The 26,737-nt window shown below is 74.7% G+C and carries 21 protein-coding genes; 13 read left to right on the top strand and 8 right to left on the bottom strand.

Features of this window, described 5'->3' with window-relative positions; translation table 11 throughout:
* Positions 1-15: 15 nt before the first annotated feature.
* Positions 16-1,500 carry a MocR-like pyridoxine biosynthesis transcription factor PdxR gene (gene pdxR / locus ACRYMN_RS01695; protein ID WP_432491313.1) on the bottom strand — a complete coding sequence of 495 codons (1,485 nt, stop codon included), beginning with the start codon at positions 1,498-1,500 and terminating at the stop codon, positions 16-18.
* 186 nt (positions 1,501-1,686) lie between these two features.
* Here pdxR and ACRYMN_RS01700 point away from each other — a divergent pair, with 186 nt between their 5' ends.
* Complete coding sequence (locus ACRYMN_RS01700) at positions 1,687-2,562, top strand: EamA family transporter (RefSeq protein WP_432491403.1); 876 nt, start codon at positions 1,687-1,689, stop codon at positions 2,560-2,562.
* Here the strand turns inward: ACRYMN_RS01700 and ACRYMN_RS01705 are convergent.
* The gene (locus ACRYMN_RS01705) at positions 2,537-3,916 is read right to left on the bottom strand and encodes an ATP-binding protein (RefSeq protein WP_432491315.1); all 1,380 of its coding nucleotides are present in this window, start codon (positions 3,914-3,916) and stop codon (positions 2,537-2,539) included. The two genes, ACRYMN_RS01700 and ACRYMN_RS01705, sit on opposite strands and share 26 nt — an antisense overlap.
* Positions 3,917-4,046: 130 nt before the next feature.
* Here ACRYMN_RS01705 and ACRYMN_RS01710 point away from each other — a divergent pair, with 130 nt between their 5' ends.
* The 5 genes from ACRYMN_RS01710 (at position 4,047) to ACRYMN_RS01730 (ending at position 9,618) form a co-directional block, all read left to right on the top strand.
* Positions 4,047-5,957 (top strand): ABC transporter ATP-binding protein, encoded by a 1,911-nt coding sequence (locus ACRYMN_RS01710; protein WP_432491317.1) that lies wholly within the window; start codon positions 4,047-4,049, stop codon positions 5,955-5,957.
* Positions 5,954-7,792: an ABC transporter ATP-binding protein gene (locus tag ACRYMN_RS01715; protein ID WP_432491319.1), complete on the top strand. Its 1,839-nt coding sequence runs from the start codon at positions 5,954-5,956 to the stop codon at positions 7,790-7,792. The genes ACRYMN_RS01710 and ACRYMN_RS01715 overlap by 4 nt, the downstream gene beginning before the upstream one ends.
* Before the next feature lie 64 nt (positions 7,793-7,856).
* The gene (locus ACRYMN_RS01720; protein WP_432491321.1) at positions 7,857-8,393 is read left to right on the top strand and encodes a DUF1440 domain-containing protein; all 537 of its coding nucleotides are present in this window, start codon (positions 7,857-7,859) and stop codon (positions 8,391-8,393) included.
* A gap of 134 nt (positions 8,394-8,527) precedes the next feature.
* Complete coding sequence (locus tag ACRYMN_RS01725; RefSeq protein ID WP_432491323.1) at positions 8,528-9,073, top strand: helix-turn-helix domain-containing protein; 546 nt, start codon at positions 8,528-8,530, stop codon at positions 9,071-9,073.
* Positions 9,070-9,618, top strand: a complete 549-nt coding sequence (locus ACRYMN_RS01730) for a DUF6036 family nucleotidyltransferase (protein WP_432491325.1) — start codon at positions 9,070-9,072, stop codon at positions 9,616-9,618. The genes ACRYMN_RS01725 and ACRYMN_RS01730 overlap by 4 nt, the downstream gene beginning before the upstream one ends.
* 52 nt (positions 9,619-9,670) lie before the next feature.
* Here ACRYMN_RS01730 and ACRYMN_RS01735 read toward each other — a convergent pair whose 3' ends face one another.
* The gene (locus ACRYMN_RS01735; protein ID WP_432491327.1) at positions 9,671-11,551 is read right to left on the bottom strand and encodes a DNA/RNA helicase domain-containing protein; all 1,881 of its coding nucleotides are present in this window, start codon (positions 11,549-11,551) and stop codon (positions 9,671-9,673) included.
* A 280-nt stretch (positions 11,552-11,831) separates the two neighbouring features.
* Between ACRYMN_RS01735 and ACRYMN_RS01740 the strand changes: the two genes are divergently transcribed.
* The gene (locus tag ACRYMN_RS01740; protein WP_432491405.1) at positions 11,832-14,864 is read left to right on the top strand and encodes a DEAD/DEAH box helicase; all 3,033 of its coding nucleotides are present in this window, start codon (positions 11,832-11,834) and stop codon (positions 14,862-14,864) included.
* An 87-nt stretch (positions 14,865-14,951) separates the two neighbouring features.
* On the opposite strand, the gene ACRYMN_RS01745 is transcribed toward ACRYMN_RS01740, so the two are convergent.
* Both ACRYMN_RS01745 and ACRYMN_RS01750 read right to left on the bottom strand, forming a co-directional pair.
* The gene (locus tag ACRYMN_RS01745; RefSeq protein ID WP_432491329.1) at positions 14,952-17,129 is read right to left on the bottom strand and encodes a nuclease-related domain-containing DEAD/DEAH box helicase; all 2,178 of its coding nucleotides are present in this window, start codon (positions 17,127-17,129) and stop codon (positions 14,952-14,954) included.
* Between the two features lie 132 nt (positions 17,130-17,261).
* Entirely contained in the window at positions 17,262-17,768 is a 507-nt protein-coding gene (locus ACRYMN_RS01750) for a Uma2 family endonuclease (RefSeq protein ID WP_432491331.1), read from the bottom strand.
* A gap of 230 nt (positions 17,769-17,998) precedes the next feature.
* On the opposite strand from ACRYMN_RS01750, the gene ACRYMN_RS01755 reads away from it, so the two are divergent.
* Entirely contained in the window at positions 17,999-19,714 is a 1,716-nt protein-coding gene (locus ACRYMN_RS01755) for an amidase (RefSeq protein ID WP_432491333.1), read from the top strand.
* A gap of 52 nt (positions 19,715-19,766) precedes the next feature.
* Here ACRYMN_RS01755 and ACRYMN_RS01760 read toward each other — a convergent pair whose 3' ends face one another.
* Both ACRYMN_RS01760 and ACRYMN_RS01765 read right to left on the bottom strand, forming a co-directional pair.
* Positions 19,767-21,014: an ATP-binding protein gene (locus ACRYMN_RS01760; protein WP_432491335.1), complete on the bottom strand. Its 1,248-nt coding sequence runs from the start codon at positions 21,012-21,014 to the stop codon at positions 19,767-19,769.
* 125 nt (positions 21,015-21,139) lie between these two features.
* Positions 21,140-22,126: an exonuclease domain-containing protein gene (locus tag ACRYMN_RS01765; protein ID WP_432491337.1), complete on the bottom strand. Its 987-nt coding sequence runs from the start codon at positions 22,124-22,126 to the stop codon at positions 21,140-21,142.
* 143 nt (positions 22,127-22,269) lie between these two features.
* Between ACRYMN_RS01765 and ACRYMN_RS01770 the strand changes: the two genes are divergently transcribed.
* Positions 22,270-22,902 (top strand): nucleotidyltransferase family protein, encoded by a 633-nt coding sequence (locus ACRYMN_RS01770; protein WP_432491339.1) that lies wholly within the window; start codon positions 22,270-22,272, stop codon positions 22,900-22,902.
* A gap of 20 nt (positions 22,903-22,922) precedes the next feature.
* A complete protein-coding gene (locus ACRYMN_RS01775; protein WP_432491341.1) occupies positions 22,923-23,315 on the top strand; it encodes a hypothetical protein in 393 nt (130 codons plus the stop codon).
* A 34-nt stretch (positions 23,316-23,349) separates the two neighbouring features.
* On the opposite strand, the gene ACRYMN_RS01780 is transcribed toward ACRYMN_RS01775, so the two are convergent.
* Entirely contained in the window at positions 23,350-23,883 is a 534-nt protein-coding gene (locus ACRYMN_RS01780; RefSeq protein WP_432491343.1) for a DinB family protein, read from the bottom strand.
* Between the two features lie 84 nt (positions 23,884-23,967).
* Here ACRYMN_RS01780 and ACRYMN_RS01785 point away from each other — a divergent pair, with 84 nt between their 5' ends.
* The 3 genes from ACRYMN_RS01785 to ACRYMN_RS01795 all read left to right on the top strand — a co-directional run bounded on the left by ACRYMN_RS01785 (position 23,968) and on the right by ACRYMN_RS01795 (position 26,713).
* The gene (locus ACRYMN_RS01785; RefSeq protein ID WP_432491345.1) at positions 23,968-24,819 is read left to right on the top strand and encodes a hypothetical protein; all 852 of its coding nucleotides are present in this window, start codon (positions 23,968-23,970) and stop codon (positions 24,817-24,819) included.
* A gap of 188 nt (positions 24,820-25,007) precedes the next feature.
* Positions 25,008-25,820 (top strand): transglutaminase domain-containing protein, encoded by an 813-nt coding sequence (locus tag ACRYMN_RS01790; protein ID WP_432491347.1) that lies wholly within the window; start codon positions 25,008-25,010, stop codon positions 25,818-25,820.
* Positions 25,820-26,713 (top strand): transglutaminase family protein, encoded by an 894-nt coding sequence (locus ACRYMN_RS01795; RefSeq protein ID WP_432491407.1) that lies wholly within the window; start codon positions 25,820-25,822, stop codon positions 26,711-26,713. Before ACRYMN_RS01790 ends, ACRYMN_RS01795 begins: the two co-directional genes overlap by 1 nt.
* The last annotated feature ends 24 nt before the right edge of the window (positions 26,714-26,737 follow it).

Below are 26,737 nucleotides of genomic sequence, written 5' to 3' on the forward strand. Positions count from 1 at the left end.
GACAGCCGGTGCGCCTCAGCGCGGGCCGGGCACCAGCGGCACCAGCGGCGCCAGGCGGCGCACCGCCTCGTCGAACCCGTCGGGCGCGGTGGCCGCGTACCCCAGCACCAGGCCGGGGACGCCGGGGCGCACCCGGTGCCAGGACAGCGGGTGCAGCACGACCCCGGCGGCCGCGGCGCGCACGGCCACCTCCACGTCCGCGCCGGGGTCCAGGTGCGGCAGCAGGACGAGCAGGTGCAGCCCGGCGGCCACGCCCTGCACGCGCGCGCCGGGCAGGTGCCGGCGCAGCGCGGCCAGCAGCGCGTCGCGGCGGGTGCGCTGGCGCGCGCGCACCCGCCGCACGTGGCGCTCCAGGTCGCCGGCGGCGATGAGCGCGGCGAGCACGAGCTGCGGCAGGGCGGGGTTGCCGAGGTCGGCGCTGTGCTTGGCGGCCACGAGGTCCTCGCGCAGCGCGCGCGGGGCGACCAGCCAGCCGGTGCGCGCGCCGGGCGCCAGGGTCTTCGACGTGCTGCTGGTGTGGGCGACGTGCCCGGGCGCGGAGGCGTGCAGCGCGGGCACCGGCGCGCGGTCGTAGCGGTGCTCGGCGTCGTAGTCGTCCTCGACGACCAGGCCGCCGCCCTCGCGCGCCCACGCCAGCAGCTCGCGGCGGCGCCGCGGGGCCAGGACCACCCCGGTGGGGAACTGGTGAGCCGGGGTGAGCAGCACCGCGCCCGCCCCGCCGGCGGCCAGCGCGTCGACGCGCACGCCGTCGGCGTCCACCGGCACCGGTTCGGGGTGCAACCCCCAGCGGGCCAGCTCGTCGCGCGCGCCGCGCGATCCGGGGTCCTCCACGCCGATGCGCGCCGTGCCGCGAGCGCGCAGCACCTGCGCCAGCAGCGCCAGGGACTGCGCCACGCCCGTGACGACGAGGACGTCGCCGGCGTCCACGCGCATCCCGCGGGTGCGGGCCAGCCACCCGGCCAGCTCCGCGCGCAGGCGCGGGTGCCCGCGCGGGTCGCCGTAGCCGAGGTCGGCGGCCGGGGCGTCGCGCAACACGGCGCGCTCGGCGCGCAGCCACGCCGCGCGCGGGAACGCCGACAGGTCCGGCGCGCCGGGCGAGAGGTCGAAGCGCGCGCCCGCGGCGCGCAGCGGCAGGAACGCCGGCTCGACCGGGAACGCCGGCACCGGGTTCGGGGAGTTCGGCGACTCCGGCGGACCCGCCGGTGCGGGTGCGGTGCGGGCGCCGGGCAGCACCCGGGTGCCGGAACCGGTGCGCGCGGCGACGAGCCCCTCGTCGGCCAGGCGCCGGTACACCTCCACCACCACCCCGCGCGAGACGCCGAGGTCGGCGGCGAGCACCCGCGTGGGCGGCAGCACGTCCCCCGGCACCAGGCGCTGCTCGGCCAGCGCCGCGCGCACGCGCCGCACCAGCTCCTCGGTCAGGCGCCCGCGCGGCACCCCGCGCACGTCCAGGGACAGGAAGTCGGTCCCCGCCGCCGCTGCCGCCGCCATCCCCGTCATCGCCACCACCCCCGCGATCGGTCCGCTCGACCCGGTGCGCAACGGACCTGTCGAGCGGTCCACCGCGCCACCAGCATCGCAGCCGTGACCGCCCCGCCCGCTCCCCCGCGCACCCGACGCCGCTCTCGCCCGCGCACCCGCCCTCGTCCCCGCGACGGGCTGGCCGTGCTCGCCGGTGCCGCCGCCATGGCCGCCGTCGGCGGCAGCGCCGCCGTCTCCGCCACGCTGGGCGCGGCGCCGCTGTGGACGGTGCAGGCGGTGCGCTACGCCGCCGCGTGCCTGCTGCTGCTGGGCGCCGCCCGCCTGGCCGGGCAGCGCCTGCACCGCCCGCGCGGGCGCGAGTGGGCCTGGCTGGTCGCGGTGTGCGCCGCCGGGCTGGTGCTCTTCAACGTCGCGCTCGTGCGCGGCGCCGCGCACGCCGAACCGGCGGTGCTGGCCGTCGCCGTGGCCGGGGTGCCGCTGCTGCTGGCGCTGCTCGGCCCGCTGCTGGAGCGCCGCCGCCCGAGCGCGCGCGCCGCGGCGGCCGCCGCGGTCGTCACCGCCGGCGCGGTGCTCGTGCAGGGTCTGGGGCGCAGCGACGCGGCCGGCCTGGCGTGGGCGCTGGTGCTCCTGGCGTGCGAGGCGGGGTTCACGCTGCTGGCCGTGCCGGTGCTGGGCCGCCACGGCGCCTGGGGCGTCTCGGTGCACACCACGGCGGTGGCGGCGCTGGCGTTCGGCGCGCTCGCCGTCCTCGTCGACGGCCCGTCCGCCGCGCTGACCCTCACGGGCGCGGACCTGCTGGCCGCCGCCTACCTGGCCGTGGGCGTGACCGCGCTGGCGTTCGTGCTCTGGTACTCCGCCGTGCGCCGCCTGGGCGCCGGGCGGGCCGGGCTGCTCGCCGGGGTGGCGCCGGTGGCGGCCGCGGCCGGGGGCGTCGCGCTGGGCGGGCCGGTGCCTGGGGCGGCGGTGTGGGCAGGGGTGGTGGTCGTGGCCGGTGGACTGGCGCTGGGTCTGGCGCCGCGTCCGAGGTCGAGCCAGCGGGTGGCCGGGCGCAGTGTCAGGCGAAGACGTCCGCCGCGGTGACGACGACCGCCTCCTCGGAGCGCAGTCGCACCGCCTCGCGGGCGGCGACGAGGTGCTGCAACCCCTCCACGTCGACGTCCAGACCGGCCGCCTTGGCTCGCAGGGTCCGCACGAGCCGGTCACCGTCCACCTCTCGCCGCCACTTCACCTCCCCCACGAGCACGGGACGGCGCTGGCGGCCGGCGAGGGCGACGACGTCGATCTCGTCGGTGCCGTCCCCGCGCCACCACGGGCCGACGGCCACGACCCCGTCGCCGAAGCGGCCGTCGGCGGCCAGCCGGCGGACGTGCTCGCGCACGGCCACCTCCCACGGCGGGCCGCTGGCGTCGTCGAGGCTCTCGAGGAGCACCGGCAGGATCGACTCCCCGAGGCCGCGCTCGATCTCCGGGCGGTAGCGGCCGAGCAGGCCGAGGTGGAAGGCGAGGAAGTTGTCGGCGATGCGGTAGCTGCGTCGCCGGGTGCGGCGGGGGTCCTCGGTGACGGGGACGATGCGCTCGACGAGGCGCAGCTCGACGAGGCGGTCGAGGGTGCGGCTGGGTTCGGCCCCGACCCACGCCTTGATCTCCTGGTGCTTCGTCTTCCCGGCGGCGATGGCCTGCAGCACCGCGGCCGGCTGCTCGCCGCGCTCGACCTCGGTGGCCAGCAGCAGGTCGCCCTCGGTGAGCAGCAGCCCGCCGGGCCGGGTCGCGAGCCGCCGCAGGTTCCCGGCGAGGTCGTCGCCGGTGTCCCACCACGACAGGTAGAGCGGCATGCCGCCGAGGAGGGCGTGGACCTGGGCCCGCTCCACTGGAGCCAGTTGCGGCAGCAGCGCGGACACCTCGTGGGGGGCGAAGGGGTGCAGCTGCAGGCGCAGCCCGAAGCGGCCGAACAGCGGCGAGCGCTCCTCCTGCAGCTCGGCCATGCTGCGCACCGCCGACCCGCACAGCAGCACCCGCACGCCACGAGCGGCGGGCCGGTCGAGGAAGGCGCGCAGGACGCCCGACAACTCGGGCACCGAGCGCAGCAGCTCGGGGTACTCGTCGAGGACGAGCAGGACGGGCTCCTCCTGGGCCTCGCGGGCGAGGTGGTCCAGGAGGTCGTCGACGTCGGTGAAGGGCCGGCTCGCCAGGTCCCGCACGCCGCGCAGCGCGGGCGGGACGGCCCGGGAGAGCTGCTGCAGCTCGGCAGGGGCGGGGCGACCGGCGCCGGTGTGGAAGATCGTGCGGGCCGGGCTGGCCGTCTCGGAGAAGCGCTGGAGCAAGGCGGTCTTGCCGACGCGGCGGCGACCCCACAGCAGCGCCGCGCCCGCTCCCGGCTCCTCCCACCAGCGGGTCAGCTCGGCGAGCTCGGCGGTGCGGTGCACGAAGGGGGCCACGGCACCCACATTAACTTACGCGCCATGTAAGTTACACGTCATGTCAGTGATATGCGACGTCACCGACGTCCGCTGGGGGCGGACGACCGCCGTCCGGCACGACGGCGCCGCTCGTGACAGGCTTCGTCCAGTGAGCGGCACCTTCGTCAGCGGCATGCGCACCCTCGCCCGCGGCGCCCGGGAGGAGCCCACGCTCTTCTGGACCGCCATCCTCGGCTCGGCGATCTACGGCGCCGGCACCGCCGCCAGCGGCTGGCTGGTCGGGCGGGTCACCGACCGGGTCGTCGTGCCGGCCGTGACCGGCTCCGGCGGCGTGAGCACGAGCGAGGTGTGGCTGGCCGGGGCCACGCTCATGGCGGTGACCGTGCTGACGGTGATCGGCATCCTGGTGCGGCGCATCTGGGCGGGCGCGGTGGCCTTCGCGCTGCAGGCGCGCTACCGCCGGGCGCTGGCGCGCCGCTACCTGGAGCTGCCGCTGTCGTGGCACCACGCCCACCCGGCGGGGCGGCTGCTGGCCACGGCCGGCTCGGACGTGGAGGCCACCTGGCAGGCGATGTTCGTGCTGCCCTTCGCCCTGGGCGTCGTGGTGCTCATCGCGGTGGCGGGCGTGGCGATGGCCGCGGCCGACCCGGTGCTGGCGGGGGTGGCGCTGCTGGTGCTGCCGGCGCTGCTGGGCGCCAACGTCGTCTACCAGCGGCGCATGTCCCCGCGCGTGACGCGCGTGCAGCAGCTGCGCGGGGAGGTCTCCACCACCGCGCACGAGAGCTTCGAGGGCGCGCTGGTGGTCAAGACCCTGGGCCTGGCCGACGAGGAGGTCGAGCGCTTCGCCGCCGACTCCGACCGGCTGCGCGCGGCGAACGTGGACGCCGGGCGCACCCGCGGCACGTTCGACCCGGTCATCGACGCCCTGCCCGCCCTGGGCACCCTGGCGGTGCTCGTGGTCGGCACCGCTCGCGCGGCCAGCGGCGCGGTCGGGGTGGGCGACCTCGTGCAGATCGCCTACCTGCTGGGCCTGCTGGGCTTCCCGGTGCGCTCCTTCGGGTGGGTGCTGGCGGAGCTGCCGCGCACCGTGGCCGGCGACGCGCGCGTGCAGGCGGTGCTGCGCGAGAGCGCCACGACGCCGTGGGGCGAGCGCTCCCTGCCCGAGAACGGCACCGATCCGCTGGCCGTGAGCGCGACCGGCCTGGGCTACCGCCACCCGCTGCCGGCGGTGGACCCGCTGGACGTGCGCGCCGACGTGCCCGGCCAGCCCGCGCGCCGGCAGCAGCCGCGCGCGCCGCGCCGGGAGGCGGCCCCCGCCCTGGCCGACGTCACCCTGGAGGTGAGGGCCGGTTCCACGGTCGCGGTCGTCGGCGGCACCGGCTCGGGCAAGTCGACGCTGGCCGGTCTGCTGGTGCGCCTGGTGGACCCCACCTCCGGCGCGGTGCTGCTCGACGGGGTGGACGTGCGCGAGCTCGCCGAGGGCAAGGTGGCGGGGGCGGCGGCGCTGGTGCCGCAGTCCACGTTCGTCTTCGACGACACGGTGCGCGGCAACATCGCCCTGGGGCTGGATGCCGACGACGTGCCGGCCGGGCGGCGCGTGGACGACGACGACGTGTGGGAGGCGCTGCGCCTGGCGCGCGCCGACGGTTTCGTCGCCGCCCTGCCGAACGGGCTGGACGAGCTGGTCGGTGAGCGCGGCTCGACCCTGTCGGGCGGGCAGCGCCAGCGCCTGGCGCTGGCGCGGGCGCTGGTGCGCAAGCCGCGCCTGCTGGTCCTGGACGACGCGACGAGCGCGCTGGACCCGGCGGTGGAGCGGGCGGTGCTCGACGGGCTGGAGGCCTCCGGGGTGGGCACGACGGTCGTGGTGGTCGCCTACCGGCCGGCGACGATCGCGCTGGCCGACGAGGTGGTGCACCTGGAGCGCGGGCGGGTGGTGGACCGCGGCCCGGCCGCGGAGGTCGCCGCGCGCGACGCGGGCTACCGGGAGCTGGTGACCGCGTACGCGCGAGCGGCGCGCGACCGCGCGGACGAGGCGGCGAACAAGGCGGGGATGGCGTGAGCACGACGACGACCAAGGGGACCGGCACGACCGGCACCACCGGTGCGACCCGCGCCCGCAGGGGCGGCGCGGGCGGTCCGTCGGCGCCGCGCGGGGTGCTGCGCCAGGCGAGGGAGCTGACCCCGGAGTTCGCCGAGGGCCTGGGGCTGACGCTGGCCATCGCCGCGGCCACCACGATCGGCAAGCTCGCGGTGCCGGTGGCGGTGCAGCAGACCGTCGACACCGGGGTGCTCGGCCCGGGCGGGCCGGACGTGGGGCGCGTGGCGCTGCTGTGCTCCATCGCCGCCGCCCTGGTGCTGCTCACCGTGTTCACCGCGTGGGTGGTCAACGCGCGCCTGTTCCGCGCCACCGAGGCGGGGCTGGCGTCGCTGCGGGTGCGCGCGTTCCGGCACGTGCACGACCTGGCGGTGCTCACCCAGTCCGGCGAGCGGCGCGGCGCGCTCGTCAGCCGCGTGACCAGCGACGTGGACACCATCTCCACGTTCCTGCAGACCGGCATGCTCGTGCTGGTCCTCTCGCTGGGCCAGGTGGTCCTGGCGACGGCGGTGATGTTCGCCTACTCCTGGCAGCTCGCGCTCGTGGTGATCGGCTGCTTCGTGCCGCTGGTGCTGGTCCGCAACAAGCTCCAGCGGCCGGTGGCGCAGGCCTACGCCGGGGTGCGGGTGCGCATGGGCGAACTGCTCGCGGCGATCTCCGAGACCGTCGTGGGCGCCGACGTCATCCGCGCCCACGCCGCCTCGGCGCGCTCGCGCCGCACCGTCGACGCCGCCGTCGAGGCGCACCGCAAGCAGGCCCTGAAGGCGCAGGTCGCCACCGCCGCGACGTTCTCCACCGGCGTGCTCGTCTCCGGCCTCGTCGTCGCCCTCGTCATCGTGGTGGGCACGCTGCTCGGCGTCGCCGGCGACATCACCCTCGGGCGGCTGCTGGCGTTCCTGTTCCTGGCGCAGCTGTGGGTGGGCCCGGTGCAGGCGGCCACCGAGGTGCTGAACGAGCTGCAGAACGCGCTCGCCGGCTGGCGCCGCGTCGTCGAGCTCATCGAGACCCCCGTCGTCGTGCCCGAACCGCGCCGGGAGCGCGTGCAGGCGCTGCCCGCCGGTCCGGTGGACGTGCGCGTGGAGGACGTCGCCTACACCTACCCCGGCACCGACAAGACGGTCCTGAGCGGCGTGAGCCTGCACCTGCCCGCCGGCTCGCGCACCGCCGTCGTCGGCGAGACCGGCTCGGGCAAGACGACGCTGGCGCGCCTGGTGACCCGCCTGGTCGACCCGGTCGAGGGCCGGGTGCTCCTGAACGGCGTGGACGCGCGCGACCTGCCCGGCCGCGAGCTGCACCGCCGCGTCGTCGCCGTCCCGCAGGAGGGGTTCCTCTTCGACGCCACCGTCGGTGAGAACGTGCGCCGCGGCAGGCCCGGCGCCACCGAGGCCGACGCGCGCGCCGCCTTCGCCGAGCTGGGCCTGGCCGAGTGGCTCGACGGGCTGCCCGACGGCCTGGACACCCCCGTCGGCCAGCGCGGTGAGCGCCTCTCCGCCGGCGAGCGCCAGCTCGTCGCGCTGGCGCGCGCGCACCTGGCCGACCCGGACCTGCTCGTGCTCGACGAGGCCACCTCCTCCGTCGACCCGGCCACCGAGGTGCGCCTGCAGCGCGCGCTGGAGGGCGTGCTCAGCGGGCGCACCTCGGTCGCCATCGCCCACCGCCTCTCGACCGCCGAGGCCGCCGACACGGTGGTGGTCGTCGACTCCGGGCGGGTCGTGGAGGTCGGGCCGGCCGTGGAGCTCGCGCACGCCGGGGGGCCGTACTCACGCCTGCACGCCGCCTGGACCGCGCAGCACGCCTGACGGTCGTCCGTCACGCACCGGCGCAGGTCTTGCAGCGGCGGCGAGGGTGCGGTAGCCAGTGGCGGTGATCAGCACGAGGTTCGTGGTCGACGTCGCGACAGGGCTCCTGGCCGGCTGGGTGGGCGTGCAGGCCAAGGCGAAGGCCGAGTCCACCCTCCAGGAGTGGGGCGAGAAGGCGCTGCCGCCCGCCCCCGGCCAGAAGGAGCTCCTCGGCGCCGACCCCGCCGGGCACGGCGACCGGATGCCCCCCTCGGTCATCTACCGTCGCCTGATCGACCTGCGCGGCGGCGACGGCGACGCCCTCGAGGGCGACGAGCTCGAAGCGGGCGCCGTCTGGTTCCACCGCGCCATCGCCTACGGCTACCCCGTGGCGTACGCGGTGATCTCCCGCCGTCTGCCCTTCGTGCGCGCCGGGTCGGGGGTGCTCGGCGGGGTGGCGCTGTTCGGCGCCTTCCACGGCACGCTCCTGCCCGCGACGGGCATCCAGGCCCCGGTGGGCGAGCTGCCCCGGGCGTGGTGGGTGTGGGAGGGCGGGTCGCACGTGGTGTTCGGCGTGGCCGTCGACCTGGTGGTCGGTGGCGTGCGGCGCATCACCGGCTGACGAGCCGTCGCACCTGCTCAAGGCTGGCAGCCGTTGGACGCGGACGGTCACGCGGTAGCCAGAAATTAGCACAACAGACACAACAGCGACGGTGTGCGTTGCGTCTGTTGCGTTCCGGTCGGTACCCTCGAGGTGTGCGCACCGCCGTCTTCGACGACACCCGGTCCTCCGTCAGCGAGGAGTGGCTGACCACCGGTGAGGCTGCGCGCATTCTCGGCGTCTCGCGCCAGCACGTCGTCAACCTGTGCGAGCGCGGCGACCTGCCCTTCGTGACGACGAGTGTGCACCGCCGGGTGCGCCGCGCCGACCTGGAGGCGCTGCGCGCCACGGGCGCCCGCCTGAGCCGGGACCAGCGCCGCAGCCTGTGGCTGGGGCACGCCGTCGCCGGCCACCTGGTCACCGACCCGGAGACCACGATCGCGCGAGCGCGCGCCAACCTGGCCCTCCTGCGCGAGCGCCACCCGCGTGGGCAGGTGGCGAAGTGGCTGGCGGAGTGGGCCGACCTGCTCGACGGACCGGTCGAGGGCATCCTCACGGCCCTGACCTCCCCGTCCCCGCGCGCTCGGGAGCTGCGCCAGAACTCGCCCTTCGCCGCGGTGCTGTCCGAGGAGGAGCGCCGGCGCGTGCGTGACGCCTTCGCGCAGCACTCCTCGGCGTCCTCGCCGTGGGGCGCGGAGTGAAGCGCGCGCACCTGGCGCACATCCTGCGGGCGGCCAGCCGGATCGCCGACGACCCCGACGTGGTGGTGATCGGTTCGCAGTCGATCCTGGGGAGTTTCGACGAGGACGTCCTGCCCGACCCGGTGATCGGCTCGGTGGAGGCGGACGTCACCTTTTGGGACGACCCGCACGACGTGAAGTCCGATGCGGTGGACGGCGCGATCGGTGAGGACAGCGGCTTCCACCAGATGTACGGCTACTACGCCCAGGGCGTGTCCGTGAGCACCGCCGTCCTGCCCGACGGGTGGCGCGAGCGGCTCGTGGTGTGGCAGAGCCGGTCCAGCGAGCCGGGGCGGGCGCACTGCCTCGAGGTGCACGACCTGGCGATCGCCAAGCTCGTCGCGGCACGCATGAAGGACTACGAGTTCGTCTCGGCGCTCATCGGGGCCGGGCTCGTCTCGTGCGAGACGTTGCGTGAGCGAGCCTCGCTGCTGCCGTCGCCACGCTCACGCACTACCCGTGTACTGCGCTGGATCGACGGTCACGACGGGCGCGGCCAGGACTGAGGGCACTGCCCTCGCACGGCTGGGCAGTGCACGCGAGGGTGAGGAGGAGCACTCAGCCCCGCTCGACGAGCCGCCGGAGCTGCCGCCGCGTCTCCTCGTCCGTGGAGTACAGCACCGTCCCGATCATGCCGCGGGTGAGCAGCACCTTGTAGACGTTGCGCACGAGCCGGTCGAAGTCGCTGTCGGTGACCCGGGTGCGGTTGCGGAAGTCCGGATCCTTGTTGGCGGAGCGGTCGCTGACGAAGCGACCGTCCCGCCACACGAGGTCCGGCCCGATGATCACACCGCTCCAGTCGTACTCGAACCCTTGGGCGGTGTAGATGCACCCCACCTGGCCGAAGCCGCCGGGCTCGGTCGCCCAGAGCGCAGCCGGCGGGGCGTCGCCGACGGCGCGGTCACCGGGCACGTTCCACGACCGTGCCCAGTCGCCGATGCGCACGTCCGGCACCAGACCGCCGTCCGGGGCGGGTGTCTTGCTCCACGGCCAGCAGTACCCGGCGGACATGCGCGCGGAGTAGCCCTCCTCCCGCTTGGCCGCGAGCAGCTGCTCCATCTCTTCGGGAGTGTCCGCGATGACCACCTCGAAGGTGTCGTCGCCGGCCCAGTCCTCGACACCGGCGTCGTCGAGGCCGAGCAGCCGCTGCACCCAACGCACGTACTCAGCACTGCCCTCGCAGCGGAACTGTGCGTCCAGCTCCACGGTGAGCACGTCGAGACCGAGGCGCTGCGCGTGCCGCGTGATCTCCTCGAGAGAGCCCATCTCGCCCGGGCGGACCACCTGGTGCTGGTCGAGCAGGAAGACCGGCACCCGCGCGGCCGCGATGAGCTCGTCCACCTGCGGGCGACTGGTGCGCAGCTCCGCGCGGGTGTAGCGGTCGACGGACGTCTCCCGGATGCGGTGAGCCTCGTCGAGGATGAGCACGTCGAGGTCGTTGGGTTCGGCGGTCATGAACTGGTTGAAGTACTTGAACATGGACTGCACGCGCGGGGAGCGGCGTCCGGCGACCTTGCGCAGCGTCTGCGTGAAGGAGCGCGAGCCGGTGGCGTGCAGGACACTGTGGCCAGCGCGGGACAGCTCCCCCAGCAGGGAGAGCGCGATGACGCTCTTGCCGCTGCCCGGACCACCGGTGACGACGACGATGCGCTTGCTGTTGCCGGCCTTCGCCCGCCGCACCTGGTGCAGCACGAGGTCGACGGCCTCCTGCTGCTCGCCGACGAGGCGGAACTGCTCGCGCTCACGGATCTCGTCGGCGGCGACCTTGAGCAGCTGCCGCGAAGGCGCCACCTTGGACCCGAGCAGCTCGTCGGCCGCATGCACCCCGGACACGCTCGGCGCGAGCCGGCTGCGCAGGTGCTCGCGCAGCGCGCCGCGCTCGGCACCGGTGAACAGCCGCCCCGTGCGGTCCATGGTGTAGTCGGCGAGCTCCGCCACGGCACCGGGCGCGGCGGCGTTGTGCAAGTACGCGACGCCGGCGACGGCGTCCTTCGCGAACTCCAACGAGCGGGTGAAGTCGAGGAGGTACTCGACGTACCCGCGCACCTGCCGGACCGGGTGCAGCTTCGGCGGCCCGGCCATGCCGGGCACGACGACGAGGTCCGGATTGCCCTCGAAGCGGTGCGCGGAGCTCCACTGCTTCAGCTCCACGACGACGTAGGAGGGTGCGCCCGTCGTCGGGTGGACACCGGCGAGCACGACGTCGGCGCGCTTCGACGTCAGCGGGAGCTGGTGCTCGAGCAGCACCTCGACGTCGCCGAGGCCAGCCTCGACGAGGTCGGTGGCGAGCACCGGCAGGCTCGCCGTCCACGAGGCGACCTCGCTCGGGCTGGGTCCATAGCCCGCCGTGTGGAGCATCTGCTCCATGAGCGCCTCCACGACGGAGCCGGTGGACAGCTCGGCCTGGAGCTGAGCGGCGGAACGACGGACCAACGACACAGGACATCCCCAAGGCAGCACGAAGTCTCGTGCGGGTGGGGGCGTGTCCTGTGCTCAGCGACGGCTGAAGCGTTGGAAGCCTGTCGGGCCGCAGTCACAAGCTACCTTCACCGGTCCTCCCGAGTTCACTGCTTCTTGCACGCCGACACGCGGTGCGCTGATCGGGGAGGTCATCACCTGAGAAGGTGATGACGTGAGCGCGCAGCACAGATCGCCGAACAGCGATCTCACGGAGGGTCTGCACGAGACGCTTGTCGCAGCCGACCTTGAAGCAACCCTCATGCGTGCGACGGACTGGACGACCGTGGCGCGAAGCGTCGACGATGCTGACGTCCCACATGTGCTCACTCGTCACATCAGCGCCATCGTCCAACGCGCTCTGGAGGCGACGGGCGACCCGGCGCGGCGGTTGGCCCTGGTGCGTGACTTGCTCGGTGTCCTCGGGGAGCACGGTGCCGTGCCCGTCCCGGACGAGAGGGGTGCGCCGCGGCAGCTCTTGGCGGCGCACCGGCGGCGGGCTCTGGCGCAGCCGTCGACGGTCCGACCAGCGACACCACTGTCGGAGGCGGCGCTGCTGACGAACAGCTCCGCCGACCCGAGCCTCGCGGCGGAGCTGCGGGCGGAGCTGGCCAGCGCGGACCGCGTCGACCTGCTGTGCGCTTTCGTGAAGTGGTCCGGGCTGCGGCTGATGGAGAGCGCGTTGGCCGACCTCAGGGACCGGGGCGTACCGTTCCGCGTCATCACGACGACCTACATGGGCGCCACCGAGCGCCGTGCGCTGGACCGGCTGGTCGAGGAGTTCGACGCCGAGGTCAAGGTCATCTACGAAACGACGCGCACCCGCCTCCACGCGAAGGCGTGGGTCGTGCACCGCGACACCGGCTTCAGCACCGCGTACGTGGGCTCGTCCAACCTGTCGCGCTCCGCGCTGCTCGACGGGCTGGAGTGGAACGTGCGGCTCTCCGCGGTGGCGAACCGACCGCTGCTGGAGAAGTTCGACGCGACCTTCGCCAGCTACTGGGAGAGCAGCGGCTTCGAGACCTACCTGCCGGACCGCGACGGCGACCGGTTGGACGCCGCCCTCGCTGAGGCGGGTGGGCAGCGCGGCCCGGGCACGCCGGTGGACCTGTCGGGCCTGGAGGTCACCCCGCGCGCGCACCAACAGGAGATGCTCGATCAGCTCGCCGGGGAACGGCAGCTGCACGACCGGCACCGCAACCTCGTCGTCGCGGCCACCGGCACCGGCAAGACGGTCCTTGCGGCCTTCGACTACCGGCGGCTGTGTGAGCAGCACGGTCGTGATTTGACGCTGCTGTTCGTCGCCCACCGGCGCGAGCTGCTGGAGCAGGCGTTGCGTACGTACCGGGAGGTGCTGGGCGACGGAGCGTTCGGGGAGCTGCTCGTCGGGGCTGAACGGCCCCGCCGCGGCCGGCACGTCTTCGCCGGCGTGCAGTCGCTGGGCGCTGAGGTCCTCAGCCAGCTGGACCCGCAGCGCTACGACGTCGTCGTGCTCGACGAGTGCCACCACGCCAGCGCGAGCAGCTACCAGCGGATCCTGGACCGGTTGGAGCCGATCGAGCTGCTGGGCTTGACGGCGACACCGGAACGCGCTGACGGGCAGGACATCCTGGCGCTCTTCGACGGCCGCACCGCGGCGGAGCTGCGCCTGTGGGACGCCCTCGCCGACGACCTGCTCGTGCCGTTCCACTACTTCGCCGTCGACGACGGGACGGACCTGCGCGACTTGACGTGGAGACGCGGCGGCTACGACGTCGACGGGCTCACGGACCTGTACACCGGTGACGACGCGCGGGTGCGCATCGTGCTGCGGGAGTTGCGCCGGCGGGTCGGTGACGTCGCCAGCATGCGAGCGATCGGCTTCTGCGTCAGCGTCGAGCACGCCCGCTACATGGCCCGCGCCTTCCGCGAGGCCGGGATCGACGCGCTGGCCGTCAGCGGCGACAGCGCACCCGAGGAGCGCGCGGCAGCACTGCGGCGGCTCAAGGACGGCGACGTGCGGATCCTCTTCGCGGTCGACCTGTACAACGAGGGCGTCGACGTGCCGCAGGTGGACACCGTCCTCTTCCTGCGTCCGACGGAGTCGGCGACCGTCTTCCTGCAGCAGCTGGGACGGGGCCTGCGCACTGCACCGGGCAAGGCAGTGCTGACGGCCCTGGACTTCGTCGGCCACCAGAACGCCGACTTCCGCTTCGACGCGCGCTTCCGCGCCCTCACCGGCGTCAGCCGCGGTGCGCTGCAGGATCAGGCGGAAAAGGGTTTCCCCTTCCTGCCGGCCGGCTGCTCCATCGTCCTCGACGAGGTCGTGCAGCAGCGCGTCGTCGCCAGCATCCAGAGACAGCTCAGCCCCCGCGCTCCCGCCCTCGTCAACGAGGTGCGGGCGCAGCGCTCGGACAGCATCGCCGACTTCCTGACCACCAGCGGTCTCACTGTCCGGGAACTGCTCGGCACCAACCGGTCGTGGACCGCTCTGCGACGCAGAGCCGGTATCGAGGTGCGACCGAGCGGTCCGGTGGAGACCACCCTGTTGAAGCGGGTGCGCGCCGTGACCCAGGTCGACGACCGGATCCGCCGCGACGCCTACCGCCGGCTGCTCAGCGACGATGTGAGGCTCGATGACCTCTCCCCCACCGAGCGCCACCTCGCCGGGATGCTCGCAGCGAGCCTGTGGCCCTCCGGCGCCCCGGAGGACGTGAGCGCTGTCCTCGAGACGTTGCGCACAGAGCCAGCGGTGCGCGACGAGCTGAGCCAGCTCGTCGACATCGCCTTCGACGCAGCGCGGCACCCCACGACGCCCTTGACCGGCGACCTCGCTGGTCTGCCGCTGAGCGTGCACGCCCGATACTCGCGCGACGAAATCGTCAGCGCCCTGGGCGTCACCACGCCGACGCGAGCGCCGATGTCCTTCCGCGAGGGCGTGGTGTGGTCGGCGCAGTGGCGCACCGACGCCCTCCTCATCACCTTGGCGAAGTCTGAGGCCGACTACTCACCGACGACGATGTACCGGGACTACCCGCTGACCCGCGAGCTGTTCCACTGGGAGTCGCAGTCACGCACGACGATCGCCTCACCGACGGGGCAGCGGTACCTGAACCACCGGGCGATGGGCACGCACGTGCTGCTCTTCGCCCGGCAGCGCAAGCAGGGTGACCTGGGTGCCGAACCGTACCTGTTCCTCGGGCCGGCCGAGTACGTCTCGCACCGCGGTGAGCGGCCCATCGGCATCACCTGGCGGCTGGAGCATGCGATGCCGATGGAATTCTTCAGCGAGGCGGCGCTCGTCAACGCCAGCTGATCGGTCCAGCAGTACAGGGACCACCGGGTTCATGCATCCTCGGTCGACCTCGTGTAGTGCTGGTTGGAGCACCGAAGTCAGCACGGGTCAGCCGAGAAAACCTAGCCACAGGCTGTCGCGCGCCCGCGTCATCCCCACGTACAGCTCCCGCCGCTCCACCTCCAGCCGCTCGCGCCAGGCGGTCTCCGACTCCCCCGCCCTGGCCGCCGACCCGCCCTCGCGCAGGCCCGGCAGGAAGACGTGCTTGAACTCCAGCCCCTTGGCTCGCTTGATGGTGCCCACCTTCAGGCGCCCGCACGTCTGCCCGGCGTACTGCTCCAGCGGCACGATCGGCAGGCCGGCGCGGTGCAGGACACCGGCGTACCGGGAGGCGTCCGCGGTGGTGGCGGTGAGCAGGACGCAGTCCCCGAGGCCGGCTCCGGACGAGGCGAGGTCCTGGACGGCCTCGACGAGCGCGGCCTCGAGGCTGCGGGCGTCCGGGGCGTCGACGCGTGCGGTCATCCCGCCCTGACGGGCGACCTCCACGCGGCGCGCGCCGGCTTCGAGGGAGTCGTCGAGGTCGCCGAAGGCGTCGGAGGCGACGACGGCCACGGCGGTCTCGAGGATGCGTGAGGCGTTGCGGTAGTTCGTCTCCAGCACGGTGGAGCGGCCGCGGACGTTGATGCCGGCCTCGGAGAGGGTGAAGCCGCCGGGGTAGACGGCCTGCTGGCCGTCGCCGATGAGCAGCAGCCCGTCGGGCCCGTCCCCGCCCAGGGCGTGCAGGAGCTGCACACCCGTGCGGCTGAGGTCCTGCACCTCGTCGACGATCACAGACGCGTACGGCTCGGCCGGCGGCTGCCGACGCACCTCGGCCAGGGCCAGGACGAGCAGGTCGGCCGCGTCGTGCAGACCGCGATCGCGCAGCAGGACGTCGTAGGCGGTGTGCAGCTGCCAGACCGCCTCGCGCTGGGTGCGGCTCAGCGGCGTGGAACGCCCGACCCGGGTCAGCTCGGCGTACTCGGAGAAGTCCGTCAGCCCGCGGCCCTTGATGACCGAGGCGATCTCCTCCTGCCAGTACCGCGGCGGCACCGGCACCTCGGCGAGCGCCGAGTACCGGCCGACGCTCGCCCAAGAGCGCCAGAAGCACGTGTCGGCGGCGGCGAGGTCGACGCGGTGGCGCACCCCGCGCTGGGTGAGGAACCCCCGCGCCCACGAGTGCAGCCCACGGAACTCCACCCGGTCCACGTGCTGGGGCGCGAGCCGGGCGAAGGTGGCGGCCAGCACGGTGGGCAGGGTGCGCACGAAGGAGACGTACAGCAGCCGCCCGGGGCGGGTGCCGGCGAGGTAGGCGGCGCGGTGCAGACCGATGACCGTCTTGCCGGTGCCGGCGGGCCCGCGCACGCGCGCCGGGCCGTTGCGCGCCTGGCGGACGAGCCGGGCCTGACCAGGGTGCAGGAACGCCATCCAGTCCTCGATGGGGGCGGCGAGCGCACCGTCGAGGAGCGACGCCTCGAGCTCCTGCGCGCTGAAGAGGGCCTGCTGCTCCGGCTGCTCCGGCTCCTGATCGGTCCCCTGGTCCGCCTCGTGCTCCGCCTCGTGGTCCGCCTCGTGGTCCGCCTGCGGGCCCGCGACGTGCAGCGGCAGGACGGGTGGGACCACGACGGGGCTGAGCACGACGGGGCCGGCGTCCTCGTGGGGCGGGAAGTCGCGTTCGAGGACGGCCAGCACGTCGGGCAGCTTCTCGGTGCTCAGGCGCTCGCCGCGGCGGTGGACCCACGGCACGAGCTGCTTCTCGCCCAGGAGGGTGACGCGGCCGAGCGCCATGGGGCCCATCGACCGGCCGGCGAGGACGAGGAGCGGTACCACCTCCAACGGTGCGAGCCCCACCTCGGCCACCGACTGCTCGGCGAGCTCGGCGATGCGCAGGACTTTCTCCACGTCCTCGTGCGCGTCCTCCTGCCCGCGGTGCAGGCGGCCGTCCTCGACGTGCACCTCGCGCCAGTTCTTCACGTCCACCACGAGGACCCCGCCGGGGCCGACGTGCAGCAGGTCGACGTTGGCCGCGCGGGTGCCGGGCCAGCGCCGGTCGGCGAGCAGCGTCCAGCCGTAGCTCGACATGGGCTGCAGCTGCGCAGCGATGCGCCGCTCCCCGGCGCTGCCTGCCTGGTGGCGGCGGACGACCTCCTGCTCCTGCGCCAGCAGCTCGCGGTACTGCGCGACACGGGCGCGCGCCCGACGCACCAGGACGTCCTGCGAGGTCCCCGCGCCGGAGGCCACGGCGCTCACAGGTCGCACACCCCGGCTCGCCGGATGCGCCCGGTCGAGGCGTGGCGCTCCAGGTGGCTGCTCACCCTGGCAGCGTCGGTCCGTCCCGACGAGCACCTTGAGGGGATCACCTCGTTCGGAGCAGCGCCGCACTCACCAGCCGAGGTGCGTGCGGATCTCCTCGACCGACACGCCCAGGGCGGCGCTGTCGGTGACGCGCTCGGTCCCCGGCCGGGTGATCGTCACGCTCCGCTCGACCGGGTCGATCAACCACACCTCCTCCACCTCGCGCGCCAGGTAGAACGGCACCTTGTCGCGGCTGGCGTCACCCGGTGAGAGGACCTCCCCCACGACCACCGCGGTGGGCACGTACAGCGGCAGCTCGACACCTTCGCGCACCCAGGCGAGGTCGGGGACTCGGTAGTCGCCCTCCTGGCCGAGGTTGAACTCAGCCAACCCCTCCAGGCCACGGCTCACGGCGCGCTCGTGCAGCGCGACCAGCAACCGCACGACGAGCCGGGCGTGCTCCGCGGGTGCGTGCGGCGCCACGTGGTAGACCCCCTCCCACACCTCGTCGTGCGTGTCCTGACCGAGGGCACGACGACGCTCGAACCAGTCGTCGAGCGCGCCCCCGTGAGCGACGACGGTCTGCGCAGCCACGGCGCCATCCTCTCAGCGGGGCCCCGGTCGCGCAGCCCTTCGACGGCGACCGCGTCGACGCGGGTGCACGGGCGCTGACCACCGGTGCCGGCACGCCGCTCGGCGCCCGCCCACCACGCCCGCCCGTCGCACTGGTCTCAGCAGTAACACAGTCGTCACCTCGGTGAATCACCGACGACTCCGGGCGTCCCTACCGTCCGGCGCGACACCCCGTCGTCCTCGGAGGTCCTGTGCCCGTCCCGTCCCGCGCCCGTCGCCGCTCCGCAGCGCTGCTGGCGGCCACCGCGCTCTGCCTCGTCCCGGCCCTCGCCCCCGCGAGCGCCTCCCCCGGCTCGCACCGCGGTCCGCACGGCGGCCACCACCCGGGGCCGCGCCACGGGCTGCCGGAGGTCGTCGACCTCAGCGTCACCGACCAATTGGACCTGCTCGGTGCGGGCCGGACCACCTCGGTGGACCTGGTGCGCGCCTACCTGGCGCGCATCGACGCCTACGACGACGCCTACGCCGACCAGCCCGGCCTGCAGTCGGTGGTCACCGTCAGCCCCACCGCGCTGGAGAACGCCCGCCTGCTCGACGCCGAGCGCGCCGCCGGCATCTCCCGCGGCCCGCTGCACGGGGTGCCGGTCCTGGTGAAGGACAACTACGCCACCTACGACATGCCGACCTCCGCGGGCAGCGTCGCGCTCGCCGACTACCAGACCCTCGAGGACTCCACCGCGGTGCAGCGGCTGCGCGACGCCGGGGCGATCGTCCTGGGCAAGACGAACATGGCCGAGTTCGCCTGGCACGGCACCTTCACCCTCAGCTCCGTGCGGGGGGAGACCCATAACCCCTACGACCAGCGCGTCAGCGCCTCCGGCTCCAGCGGCGGCACGGGCGCGGCGATCGCGGCGAGCTTCGCCGCCGCCGGCCTGGGCACCGACTCCTGCGGGTCGATCATCGGACCGAGCGCGCACCAGAGCCTGGTGGGGTACCGCCCGACGATGGGCCTGACGAGCGTGGCCGGGATCGTGCCGCTGTCGGTGCGCCAGGACGTGTCCGGTCCGATGACCACCACGGTGGAGGACGCCGCCCTGCTCGGCAGCGTGCTCGCCGGGGTGGACCCGGCCGACCCGCAGACCGCGATCGCCGCCGAGCAGGACCCCTCCACGTTCGTGCCCGGCCTCAGCGACACCGCTCTGCAGGGTAAGCGGATCGGCTACTTCCACTGGGACTACTCGGAGTCCACCCCCGAGGGCGCCCGGCCGGGCACCGAGGAGGTCACCGCGATCGTCGACGACGCCGTCGAGGACCTCGCCGAGCAGGGCGCGCAGATCGTCGACGTGCCCTTCACGCGCGAGTTCGTCCGCGAGCAGCTCGCCAGCGGCGGCTGGATCGACATGCGCCCCAGCATCGACGCGTTCTTCGCCGCCACGAAGGCCGAGTGGCCCGAGGGCCTGGCCGAGCTGACCGCGCCGTACGACCAGCTGACGTTCTCCGACGTGGCCGCCGACGGCCGCTCCTCCCTGGAGCCGGAGACCATCGAGTCGTGGCTGGCGCTGGAGGACGTTCCCAACGCCGAGTTCGACGCCGCCGTGGCCGCGCAGGAAGCCGGGAAGGACGCGATGGACGCGTTCTTCGAGGAGCACGACCTCGACGCGCTGGCCATGCCGACGTCCGAGGCGCCGGCGAACGAGGAGTGGGCCGGCACGACGTTCTGCGACGTGGGCGCCAACACCGGCGTGCCGTCGATCTCGCTGCCCGCCGGGTTCACCGCCGCGGGCCTGCCCGTGGGGCTGGAGCTGGCCGCACCGCGCTCCACGGACGCGACCCTGCTGGCCATGGCCTACGACTACGAGCAGGCCACCCAGCACCGCCTGCCGCCCGCCAGCACCCCGGAGCTGCCGCGCAAGGGCGGGGTCCCGAAGCAGGTCGTCGCCACCGGACCGGTGCGCGAGGAGGGCTGAGCTGAGCGCCGGGCGGGCCGTCCCGCCCGGCGCTCGACGCGGCGCCGCCCCCTCACGGCCCCAGCAGCGCAGCCGGTACGACCGCGACCCCGTCCCGCCGCCGGTACGCGTGCGAGCCGGCGGTGACGACCACGGCGTCCAGCAGGTCCTCACCGAGCTCACCGCGCAACCACGTCAGGTGCTTCACGTCGGCGTCGCTCACCGTCCCGGCGAGCTTGACCTCGACGGCGACGACCCGGCCGTCACCGCGCTCGACGACCAGGTCCACCTCGTGCTCGCCGCCACGCACCCGCAGGTGCCCGACCCGCGCCTCCGCGGCCTGCGCGTACACGCGGACGTCCAGGGTGACGAGCGACTCGAAGAGCTGACCGAGCAGGGTCGCCTCCCGTCCCGTGGCGGTGGCGGGTGCGGCACCGACCAGGGCACCGGTGTCGACGCCGAGCAGGCGCGCGGCGAACGCGGGGTCCGCCAGGTGGTGCTTCGGTGCGGCGGCCAGGCGGGCGAGGTGGTTGTGCGACGGCGTCCAGGCCGGCACCGGGTCGAGGAACCAGAGCCGTTCGAGGATGTCGCGGTAGGCGGTGGTGGTCGTCTTGGCGGGTTTGTCGGCGTCGCCGGGGGTGGCCGCGTCGCGCAGGCGGTCGTAGGCGGTGACCGTGGACTCGGCCGCCGCGTACGCGGCCATCCACCGCCGCAACGGGACGGGGTTGCGCACCGCCCGGCCGAGGTCGGGGAAGTCGCGGTCGACGATGCTGTCGACGTAGCCGTCCAGCTGCGCCCGGCGCAGCCGCGGGCTCAGCGGCCGGATCGCCGGCAGGCCCGAGGCGCAGATCTCCTCGGCGTAGTCCTCGACCCCCACCTCGGTCGTGCCGTCGACGGCCGGGCGACTCCCGCTCAACAGCTCCGCGAGGGACACGGCCGACGCAGCCACCCCGCGCTCGGTGAGCGTCATGGGGCGCATCCGCAGCCGCACGATGCGTCCCGCACCGCTGTGCACCCCGGCGTCGCGGGGCACCGCCGAGCCGGCGAGCAGGAAGGAGCCGGGTTCCGCACCGTCGTCCACGGCCCGACGCACCGCGTCCCAGGTGAGCGGCAGGTGCTGCCACTCGTCGAGGAGCACCGGGGCGGGTCCTGCCAGGAGGCGACGCGGATCGGCCGCGGCGACGTCGCGTTCGGCCGGGTCGTCCAGCCGCACGACCGTGCGGGCCCGCTGGAGCGCGGTGCGCGTCTTGCCCACCCCCTTGGCGCCTTCCAGCGCCACGGCGGCCAACCCGGGCAGGAGCTCGTCGAGTTCCCGGTCCACGACGCGAGAGGCGTACGGTACAGGCGCAACCACAAGATCACGCTACCTTCTGCGGCCTCGCTGCGCTACCTTCTGCGCCCTTCCTGCGCTACCGAGTGCGACCTCTCAGGGCTGTCGAGCGCCGCTCACGCCTCCTTCGGCGTGCCCGGCGCGATGCCCACCAGCAGCGCCTCGAACCGCTCCTCGTCCACGACCGGCACCCCGTGCTTGCGCGCGTCGAGGACCTTGCGCACCCCGGCGTCCGGCTCGTTGGTCACCAGCAGCCCGGTGGTGCGGCTGACGCCGTTCATCACGTCCAGGCCGGCGGCGATGGCGCGCGCGATGAGGTCCTCGCGCGGGGTGGTGGTGTCGCCGCTGAAGACGACCTTGGTGCCCTGCACGAGCGCCTCGCCGGGCACCCAGCGCCCCGGGTCGGTCCACGGGCACGGGGTGCGCGGGGCGGCGGCGGGGCGACGCCAGCGCCGCTCGGGAGCGGGGGCCGGGGCGGTGGAGCGCAGCGCCACCAGCGGCAGGGCGAGGTCCTGCTCGGCGGCGGCGCGCAGGGAGGCGCGCAGCACCTCGGTGAGCACGCGGGTGTCGTCCACGGCGTCGTGGGCGCGCTCCTGCTGCACGCCCCAGTGCGCGGCGACGCGGGCGAGGGTCAAGTCGGGCAGCGGCAGGCGCAGGCGGCGGCTGAACGTCACCGTGCACAGGAAGTGCGGCACGCGGTGCGCGGTGCCGGCGCGCTTGAACTCCTCGGTGAGGAAGCCCCAGTCGAAGGGGGCGTTGTGGGCGACGAGCACGCGGCCGGCGAGCAGGTCGGCCAGGTGCCCGGCGACGTCCGCGAAGGCGGGGGCCTCGTGCAGCATCTCGGCGCTGATGCCGTGCACGTGGGTGGGCCCGGGGTCGCGGCCGGGGTCGACCAGGGAGTCCCAGCGGCCCTCCACGCGCCCGTCGGCGCTCACCTGCACCACCGCGACCTGCACGATGCGGTCGCCGGCGGCGTCCATGCCGGTGGTCTCGACGTCCACGACGGCGTAGGGGTGCGGGTAGCGCTCGGCGACGGCCTGCGGCAGCGCGTCCCCGGGCGGGGTGTCGGGGGTGAAGAGGTCAGGCTGCGCGTGGGGGAGCACCTGCCCATGATGCGCGCGCCCGTGGAGGTGCGCCGCACGTCTCCGCGGTGGCTCATCACAGACGTCCTAGAGTGCACTTCACCGCTGATGGGTGCACTAAAGTGCACCTACTGGCGATGGGTGTGCGTCCAGGAGGAGGAGTCGTGGACTGGTACCGACCCCTCGGCGTGCTCTTCCCCCCCGTGCAGGGCGCTGTGCTGCAGGCGCTCTGGCGCCGCACCACTCCCCTCACCGGCAGGGAGGTGCACCGCTCCAGCGCCTCCGGCTCCTACCGCGGCACGCTCGCCGCTCTCGACCGCCTCGTCGAGCAGGGTCTCGTGGACGCCCGCAGGGTCGGTCAGGCGCGCGAGTACGTCCTCAACGAGGAGCACGTCGCCTACCCGGCGCTGGCCGCGGCGATGGCGGTGTTCACCCCGCGGCACGACCTCGACGACCGGCTGCGCTCCCTCGTGCGGGAGCGCTTCCCGGACCGGACGGGGACCTCGCTGGCCTACTTCGGGTCCTTCGCCCGCGGTGAGGCGCGCGTCAGCAGCGACATCGACCTCCTCCTGGTCCTCCCGGACGACGCGCCGGAGGACGCAGTGGACGAGCTCGTCGGTGAGCTGGAGACCCGCGGCCGGCGCTGGACGGGCAACGAGGTCCAGGTGTACGCGACTCGCCGGACCGACCTGCACCGGGCAGCGGCATCGGCGGACCCCGTCGTGGACGAGTGGCGGCGGGACGCCGTGACCGTCCTCGGACCCACCGTCCAGCACCTCCTGGAGGCGACGTCGTGACCCCCCGCTCCGGTCCACGGATGCAGTCCATGACAGCGGCGGAGGTGCAGGTCCGGTCCGAGGCGGCCCGCAAGTTCCTCGAGGTCGCGCACATGGTCGAGGACGACACCTCCGACCCCGCACTGCCGCGGGTCACCAGTGCGCTGGCCGTCCTGGCCGGGATCGCGGCCAGCGACGCCATCTGCGGTCACGTCCTCAAGGAACGACCTCAGGGACAGGACCACCAGGAAGCCGTGCGCGTGCTCGCCGGCATCCGCGGCGCCGGTGAACTCGCCACGTCGCTGCGGCGGCTCCTCGCCGACAAGACGACGTCGCAGTACGGCACCACGTACATGACCGCGCAGAAGGCCTCTGCCATGGTGCGGTACGCCGAGAAGCTGGTCGAGGGGATGGACCGACAGCTGCGCGAGTAGGCGCTCCTCGCGCGCAGGACCGGCGCACCTCCCCTCAGGCGGGTTCCTCGCCGGTGCTGCCGTCGGCCTGCTCGCGCAGCAGGTCCAGGTGGCCCAGGTGGCGGGCGGTCTCCTCCACCAGGTGCAGCAGGATCCAGCGCAGGGAGAGGTCGCGGTGCCGGGCGGTGACGTCGAGGGACGAGGCGGTGGTGACCACGGCGTCGCAGCGGCGGGTCTCGGCGGCGTAGTCCTCGAGCAGCCGGTCCATGCCCACGTCCGCCGGCACGCGCCACTCCCCGTCGGGGTCCTCCTCGCTCCAGTCGTAGACGAGGCCCTCCTCGCCGGCGAACACCCCGCGCAGCCAGGAGCGCTCGACGTTGGTCAGGTGCCGTACCAGGCCGTGCGGGCCCATCCCGCTGGGGGTGCTCGCCGCGCGCAGCGCCTCCTCGGGCGCACCGCGCAGCTTCCAGGCGACCAGGTCGCGCTGGCGCTGCAGCACGCCGAGCACGGTGGTGCGCTCGTCGCCGTGGTGGGCGGCCTCGGTGATCCCCGCGACCGTGCCGTTGACCGCCCCGCTGCCGTCGTCCACGGCGCCACCGTAGCCGCGCGCACCCCCGCCGGGGCTGGCGCGCCCGTCCGTGACGGGGCCGGACCCCTCCCCTACGGTGAAGCCGTGGTCCCGGCCGACGTCCCCCCTGCCGCTGCCGAGCACGAGCCCGGGTCGCCGCCCGCGCTGCTGACGGCCGCCCTGCACCCCGGCGGCCTGCACCTGCGGCTGGCCGCCCCGGCCGTCGAGGACCTGCTGGTGGCCCTTTCGCGCGGCGACGGGGCGTGGGAGGACGTCGACGTCCTGCCCGCCGGCTCGGCCGAGGAGGTCCTCGAGGTGCCCGCGAGCGCCGGGGACCGGGTGCGGGTCGGCTCCGAGGACGGCGCGCGCACGTCGGAGCCGGTGCGGGTCGTCGACCCGGCCGCTGCCCCGCCGCAGCCCGAGGTGGCGCCCGAGGTGGCGGCGGTGCCCGAGCAGCCCGCTACGGACGACTCCCCCGCGCAGCCCGAGGAGGCGTCCGAGGACGAGGTCCCCGAGGAGGACCGCGAGGCGCTGTGGCAGCTCGCCAACGCCCTCCAGGAGCGCCACGGCGACTGGGACGCGCACCCCGAGGGGCGGGTGCTGCACGTGCACGGCCGCTTCGGCAACACCTTCCGGGTGGCGGCCGAGGGCATCAGCCTCGCGGCCGGGGGTGCCGCGGCGGTGTGCGCGATCTCCTCGCGCGGCGACTACACGCTGCTGGTCGCCTCGGGACGGGAGCTGCTGCGCGCCGAGGAGCGCGCGGGGGTGCCCACGCAGTGGCGCCACTACGACCTGCCCGCGCACCTCGACGCCGCGGCGCTGGCGCAGAACCCGGACGTGGAGCGGCGCTGCCGGCGCCCGCAGCGCTCGCCGCTGGTGCCGCCGGACGGGGCGCTGGCGCTGCTGCGCGAGGCGGGCATCGACGTCTCCGCGCCGCTGGACCGCTGCTCGGCCTGAGCGCCGGGCACCCCGTCAGGCCGCCCCGGGTGCGTGCGGACCCCCGGGGATCCTGGCAGTGCGCCCGCTCGTCCTCGTCGCCCCCACCCGCTACGGTCCTCGGCACAGCTCGACGAGGGTGCGGCGACGCACCTCGCGACGCCCACCGCGCGGGCGCCGGACGAGCGGGCACGGCGGGAGGAGCGCGGATGACGACGCGTCGGCTGCACATCGGGTGCGAGTTCGTGCACCGGGCCACGATGGACACCCCCTCGGTGGTGCAGGTGCGCCCACGCTCCGACCAGCCGGTGACCCTGATCGAGGAGCGCTGGTCCACCGAGCCGGAGCAGTCGCGGCGCTCCTACACCGACCTGTACGGCAACGACTGCCAGCGCCTGGTGATCCCCGAGGGCCGCTCCGCCTTCCGCTACGACGCGGTCGCCGAGGTGCCCGACGCGGTCGAGGACGCCGACGAGGACGCCCCGGAGCTGTTCGCGCAGGACCTGCCCGACGACGTGCTCGTCTACACCCTGCCCAGCCGCTACGTCGTGCCCGACGTGCTCGCCGCCGAGGCGTGGGTGCTCTTCTCGAAGCTGCCGCGCGGCTACACGCGGGTGCGGGCGATCTGCGACCACGTCCACCAGCACCTGCGGTTCCAGTACGGCTCCACGACGTCGTTGTCCACCGCCGCCGACGTGTACGCCAGCGGCTACGGCGTCTGCCGCGACTTCACCCACCTGGCCATCACGTTCTGCCGGGCGCTGAGCATCCCCGCCCGCTACGTCTTCGGCTACCTGCCGGAGATCGAGGTGGACGGCCCGCCGGTCGTGCCGGACTTCGCGGCGTGGATGGAGGTGTGGCTGGGCGACCGGTGGTGGACCTTCGACCCGCGCAACAACGCCCGGCGCAAGGGCCGCGTCCTCATCGGCCGCGGGCGCGACGCCTCCGACGTGGCGATGCTCACCACCTTCGGCGCGCCCGTGCTGGAGTCGATGACCGTGCGGGCGGAGGAAGTCCGGTGATGCTCGCCGCGGCGGTGGCCGCCCCGCTGCTGGACCACCGCGGGCTCGACCTCGAGGGCGCCGAGCGCATCACGTACCGGCTGGAGCAGACGTTCCGCTACGACTACGACGAACCGGTGCAGTCGCTGCGCCAGCGCCTCGTCGTGGTGCCGCCCGAACGGCACGGCGACCTGCACCGGCGCCACCACGCCCTGACCGTGCACGGGGTGGACGCCGCGCCGGTGGAGCGGGTGGAGGCGGGCGGCAACACCGTCGTCGACGTGCACGTCGGCCGGGTCGAGCGGCACGTGGAGTTCCGGCTGACCGCCGTGCTCGAGCGCGTCACCGGCACCGGTACGGCGCAGGTGCCCGCCGACGCCCTGGACGACCCGCGCTGGCGCACCCCGACCGCGCTGACCACCCCGGACGCGGAACTGACCGCGTGGGCGCAGCGGTTGCACCGCACCGGGGAAGCGCCCGCCGGCACCGCGGCCCGGGTGTGCGCGGCGGTGCACGAACGCATGACGTACCGCTTCGGCGTCACCGGCACCCGCACCACCGCCGCGCAGGCGCTGGCCGGCGGGGTCGGCGTGTGCCAGGACTACGCGCACGTCGTGCTCGCGCTGCTGCACGAGCTCGGCGTGCCCGCCCGCTACGTCTCCGGGCACCTGCTCGGCCAGGGCGGCACCCACGCGTGGGTGGAGGCCCTCGTCGCCGACGGGGACGGCGCGGCGGCGCTGCCCTTCGACGCGTGCAACGGCCGCAGCGCCGGGCGCACCTACGTCACCGTCGCCACCGGCCGCGACTACGCCGACGTCGCGCCCACCTCCGGCAGCTACGTCGGCCCGCCCACGGGGCGCCTGCGCAGCACCCGCCGCCTCGGCGTCGTCGACGTGGTCGCCGCCGCGGCCTGAGCGGGACCCGCACCCGAGGAGGAG

Source organism: Kineococcus gypseus (assembly GCF_050871305.1).
Lineage (GTDB): Bacteria > Actinomycetota > Actinomycetes > Actinomycetales > Kineococcaceae > Kineococcus > Kineococcus gypseus.